Origin of the sequence: uncultured Veillonella sp. (assembly GCF_905209685.1) — a bacterium.
In the GTDB taxonomy this organism is placed as follows: Bacteria; Bacillota; Negativicutes; order Veillonellales; family Veillonellaceae; genus Veillonella.
Window position 1 is genome coordinate 1 of record NZ_CAJLUB010000121.1, and the last position, 5353, is coordinate 5353.

Consider the following 5353-nt stretch of genomic DNA (forward strand, 5'->3'; position numbering starts at 1 on the left):
CTTCTGTCATATGTGGTCCTCCTTATGGTAATACATCCGCTTTATCATGAATTCGGTCTGTAGGACTTACTGTATACACACGAGTGATTGTATAGGTAGTAAATTCAGGATTAAATTGCACCTCATAGTATGCATCGCTAACCTTTAAGATCATACCATTACGTACCTTTAAGGAATTAACAGCTAATTGACCTTCATCAACACCACGGTCTGCACTAAAGGAATGCAAGAATTGAGCCATTCTAGAAGAATCTTCAGAGTAATTCTTCATACGACCATATTCTTGATATTCTAAGCCTAAGAAAAATACAATAATTAAGGATAATATAACAGCTAAATCACGGTAACGGCTTGTAAAACCATTACGCAAAACTTGAATGCCTACTCCGAGAAGGGCTAATAAAATAACTACAAAGATAACCAATCCTAATGTATGACCAGATGCGATTTGGCTTTCCACATAGGAAACGGAATAGAAGTCCATAATGATGCTCCTTTCATATATCTTCTTATTATATCATAAATAAATATGATAATAACCAACAACGACTTATAAAAAATAGAGCTACCACAACGATAGCTCTATTAAACAGTTTCTATACTAATTTATTTACATTCACGGTACACGATGATATAAGCATGAGTATTCGCTGTAAAACCAGATTCTAATTCTAGTTCAACTTCTAAAACGGCATCGTCAACGTCACCTTTATAATACGCATTACGTTGTTCTGCAGAATAGAAATACATAGCCGCATTATATTCATTACCTGCTTGTACTGGAATTGTGATGGTAACAGGCTGTGTTTCAACATTCTTTGTTTTAGTACCCACATTATCCGTCGTGTAATATACGGATTCAATGGTATGTTCTCCTGGTGTTAATGCCACAATGACTTGACCATATTGACCAGTTTTATGATCAATAGTAGAAAGGTCCTTACCATCAACCTTTACAGATTTACCATAAATATGAAGAATCGCTTTATTAGCATTCTCTTGTACAAATTGTTGTTCACCGGCTTGTCGTTTTTTATTGAACTTCATAAATACGGCAAACAAAATGGCCCAAATGACTGCAACCGCCACGATGATAATAATAGTTGTAGAACTCATAGTATCTCTCCTTATACCAAAATATACTACACTGACTCTACGTTAACTATATCATACGTACTTGTATTACTCAATAAAAAGCGACCCCCTAAGGGGTCGCTTTCAGTAAGCTTATGCTTATCAAGAAATTACTAAGGTAATCTCTTATTTCAACCAGCTCATCAAGTTGCGAAGTTCTGCACCAACTGGTTCGATTGGATGGTTAGCAGCTGCTTCACGATGTTCTTTAAGGAATTTTTGACCATTTTTGGAATCAGCCAAGAATTCGTCAGCGAATTTACCAGATTGGATATCAGCCAAGATTTGTTCCATAGCTTTTTTAGTATCTGCAGTAATTACGCGAGGACCTGCATGGTAGTCACCATATTCAGCAGTGTTGGAAATGGAGTGGCGCATTTTTTGGAAGCCACCTTCGTAGATAAGGTCTACGATCAATTTCATTTCATGCAAGCATTCGAAGTAAGCGTTTACAGGTTCATAACCAGCTTCTGTTAATACTTCGAAACCAGTTTTGATCAATTCAGTAACACCGCCGCACAATACAGCTTGTTCACCGAAGAGGTCAGTTTCAGTTTCAGATTTGAAGTTAGTTTCCAAGATACCGGAACGGCCACCACCGATACCAGAAGCCCATGCTAATGCAACTTCTTCAGTATCACCAGATGGATCTTTTTCTACAGCGTACAAGCAAGGAACACCGGAGCCTTCTTGGTATGTACGACGTACTAAATGACCAGGGCCTTTAGGAGCTACCATGAATACGTTGATGTCTTCACGAGGTACGATTTTACCAAAGTGAATGTTGAAGCCGTGAGCAAATGCCAAGTATGCACCTTGTTTCAAGTTAGGAGCAATATCTTGTGCATATACGTCTGCTTGTAATTCGTCAGGAATCAATACCATAACGATGTCAGCGCCTTTAACTGCTTCTGCAGTTTCTTTTACTGTAAGGCCTGCTTCTTCTGCAGGTTTCCAGCTAGAAGAACCACCACGAAGACCAATTGTTACATCCATACCATTTTCTTTCAAGTTCAATGCATGCGCATGACCTTGGGAGCCGTAACCTAAAACTGTAATTTTTTTGCCTTCCAATTTGCTCAAATTACAATCTGCATCATAATAAACTGTAGTACCTAAAATTTTACCTGCCATACTAGACAACCTCCAATATATATTCAATAGAATATTTAATATATATACTGTACACAATCTCACAAATAAATGCAAGATTTGTAGTGTATATCGTAATTTATCGAATAGTCAAATAGACTAATCTACAACTTAAATTTGTACCCTTTTTGTATTAAGAAAAAATGAATTATCCCAGTTTTAGCTCTTACTTAACTATAATCCATGGGCGATTTTTCTCCCATACAACAGATACATCAATACCAAATACGTCGCTTAGAATTTCATCTGTCAAGATGTCTCGCTTCTTGCCTTTATACACAATGAGGCCATCTTTAATAATAGCTACATGTGTAATACTGGGCATAATCTCTTCAATTTGATGAGATACATAAATAAAAGGCTTATGCTCCTCTCGTGCCATATTCTCAACAGTTCTTAAGAATTGCTCACGAGCAGGCAAATCAAGGCCAGAACAAGGCTCATCCAAAATGAGTAAATCTGGATTAGCCATAATAGCCCGTGCTAGTAAAACACGGCGCTGTTCACCAGCAGATAGTGTATGAAATCTATGGCCTTCCAAATAGGACAAACCAAACTCAGACAATAATTGCAGTCCTCGTTCACGTACTTCAGGCTCTACCTGTTGATAAATACCAATACTATTAAAAGCACCAGAAATAACAACATCTTCTACCACTTGCTTATCCAGTGTAGACTGGAATTGTCCAAGTGCCGAACTAACAAAGCCTAATCGGGCCTTGATCTTAGGCCATGCATATTTACCAAATTCATGACCAAATACGCGTAATAATCCTGTTGTAGGAATTTGGTAAGCTGGAATCATGCTGAGCATCGTCGATTTACCAGCCCCATTGAGACCTAATAAGGCCCAATTCTCTCCTTCTTCAACATGCCAATTAATGCCTTTTAAAATTTCGCGGCCTTCACGACGAAACTTGACGTCTTCATAATGGAGTAATTCACTACTCACACAACCATCTCCTAAATCTTTTCTCCACGGCTCATTGCGGTAATGCCAGTTTTGGCAATTTCAAGGACACCATACGTTTCCATAATTTGAATGAAACCGCGTAATTTTTCTACGCTACCAATTACTTCAATAATCATAGAAGTAGGAGAAATATCGAGCACATTGCCACGATATACATCGGCAATTTGTACAATTTGAGAGCGTGTTGCAGCAGTTGCTTTTACCTTGATAAGCATTAACTCACGGCATACCACATCATGATCTTCAAAAACTTTAACCTTTACAACATCAATGAGCTTGTAAATTTGTTTTTGAATTTGGTCTAAGATGCGATCATCTGCCTCAACGGTGAGGGTAATACGAGCGTAGCCTGGTGTATTTGTAATACCAGATGTCATCTTTGTAACATTAAAACCACGACGGTTAAAGAGTGCCAATATACGTGCACCAATGCCTGCTGTATTTTTTGCAATTACTAAGACTTGATGTTCTCTCGCCATTATAGCACCCCTTTCTTGCCCATCATACCACTTACGGTACCGCCAGCTGGAATCATCGGCAATACATTATCTTCTCTTGCTACACGGCAATCCAAGATGATACTTTCATCAGATGTAATGAAAGATTTAAATTCTTTATTGAAATCCTCTACATTATCGATGCGAGCGGCTTTCAAATCAAAGGCATCTGCCAATTTCAAGAAGTCTGGACTCGCTTCCAAATCTACATAGGAATAACGGCGGTCATTAAAGATTTGTTGCCATTGACGAACCATGCCAAGGTAACCATTATTAATGATAACAATCTTAATTGGTAAATTATATTGGCGAACCATCATGAGCTCTTCGAAGGTCATTTGGAATCCACCATCACCAACAACAAGGATAACTTGTTTATGAGGTGCCCCCACTTGAGCCCCAATTGCAGCTGGTAAACCATAGCCCATAGTACCTGCACCACCAGATGTAACAATGGTATGAGGTTTTTTATGAGTTAAGAATTGAGCCGCCCACATTTGATGTTGGCCTACGTCAGTTACAATAACGGCATCCTCTTTAGCAATCTTGTTAAGTTCAGATAATACGTATTGTGGATGTAATACACCATCTTTAGATTCAGGAATTACCATAGGATATTCCGCTTGCCATTCACGAATTTGTCCGATCCACGCTTCATGAGTTGTAGGTTCTACAAGCGTATTAAGTTCAGATAAAACTCGTTTCAAGTCACCTACAATTGGTACGTTAATAGTGACGTTTTTATCAATTTCTGCTGGGTCGATATCGATATGAATGATTTTAGCTTTTTTACAGAAGAAATCTGGATGACCTGTAATGCGGTCGTGGAAACGAATACCTGCAGCAATAACTAAATCTGCTTCTTCTGTGCAGTTATTAGCCGCTACAGAGCCATGCATCCCCACCATACCAAGAGCAAGCTCATGGTTACCTGGGAAACCACCAAGGCCAACTAATGTATTTGTTACAGGAATTTGAGCCTTTTCTGCCAATTCCTTCAACTCATCCATAGCGCCAGATTTCAATACACCAGCACCGGCAATGATGAGCGGACGCTTCGCATTTTTAATAAGCGTAGCCGCTTTCTTAATTTGACCTTGATGGCCTTTATATGTAGGATCATACCCTTCAAGGTGAATCGGTACTTCGTATAATTTATTGTATTCTGTCATGGATATTTTTTCTGTTTGAACATCCTTAGGAATATCAATGAGAACAGGTCCTGGACGACCTGTACTAGCAATAAAATACGCTTCTTTAATGATGCGAGGTAAATCGCGAATATCTTGAACAAGGTAGTTATGTTTTGTAATCGGCATGGTAATACCTTGGATATCTGCTTCTTGGAAGGAATCCTTACCAATAAACGGACGACCAACCTGACCAGTAATGGCCACCATAGGTACAGAATCCATGTAAGCAGTCATAATACCTGTAACAAGATTAGTTGCACCAGGACCGGACGTAGCAAGGCATACCCCTACTTTTCCAGATACGCGTGCATAACCATCTGCTGCATGGGCTGCACCTTGTTCATGACGAACAAAATAATGTTTAATTTCAGGGAAGCTATAAATTTCATCATAAATTGGAATTA

General features: G+C 38.8%; 6 protein-coding genes. All 6 read right to left on the reverse strand.

Features of this window, described 5'->3' with window-relative positions:
- Positions 1-22: 22 nt before the first annotated feature.
- Complete coding sequence (locus tag QZ055_RS07895; protein ID WP_295825861.1) at positions 23-484, reverse strand: DUF3290 domain-containing protein; 462 nt, start codon at positions 482-484, stop codon at positions 23-25.
- 122 nt (positions 485-606) lie between these two features.
- Entirely contained in the window at positions 607-1116 is a 510-nt protein-coding gene (locus QZ055_RS07900) for a hypothetical protein (RefSeq protein ID WP_005375719.1), read from the reverse strand.
- 144 nt (positions 1117-1260) lie between these two features.
- On the reverse strand, positions 1261-2268 hold the full coding sequence (ilvC, locus tag QZ055_RS07905; RefSeq protein ID WP_363178939.1) for a ketol-acid reductoisomerase: 1008 nt from the start codon (positions 2266-2268) through the stop codon (positions 1261-1263).
- A gap of 184 nt (positions 2269-2452) precedes the next feature.
- Entirely contained in the window at positions 2453-3238 is a 786-nt protein-coding gene (locus QZ055_RS07910) for an ABC transporter ATP-binding protein (RefSeq protein ID WP_005385564.1), read from the reverse strand.
- 11 nt (positions 3239-3249) lie between these two features.
- Entirely contained in the window at positions 3250-3738 is a 489-nt protein-coding gene (gene ilvN, locus QZ055_RS07915) for an acetolactate synthase small subunit (RefSeq protein WP_024066649.1), read from the reverse strand.
- A partial coding sequence (gene ilvB, locus QZ055_RS07920) for a biosynthetic-type acetolactate synthase large subunit (protein ID WP_295825868.1) occupies positions 3738-5353 on the reverse strand: 1616 nt, incomplete at its 5' end. The genes ilvB and ilvN, both read right to left, overlap by 1 nt.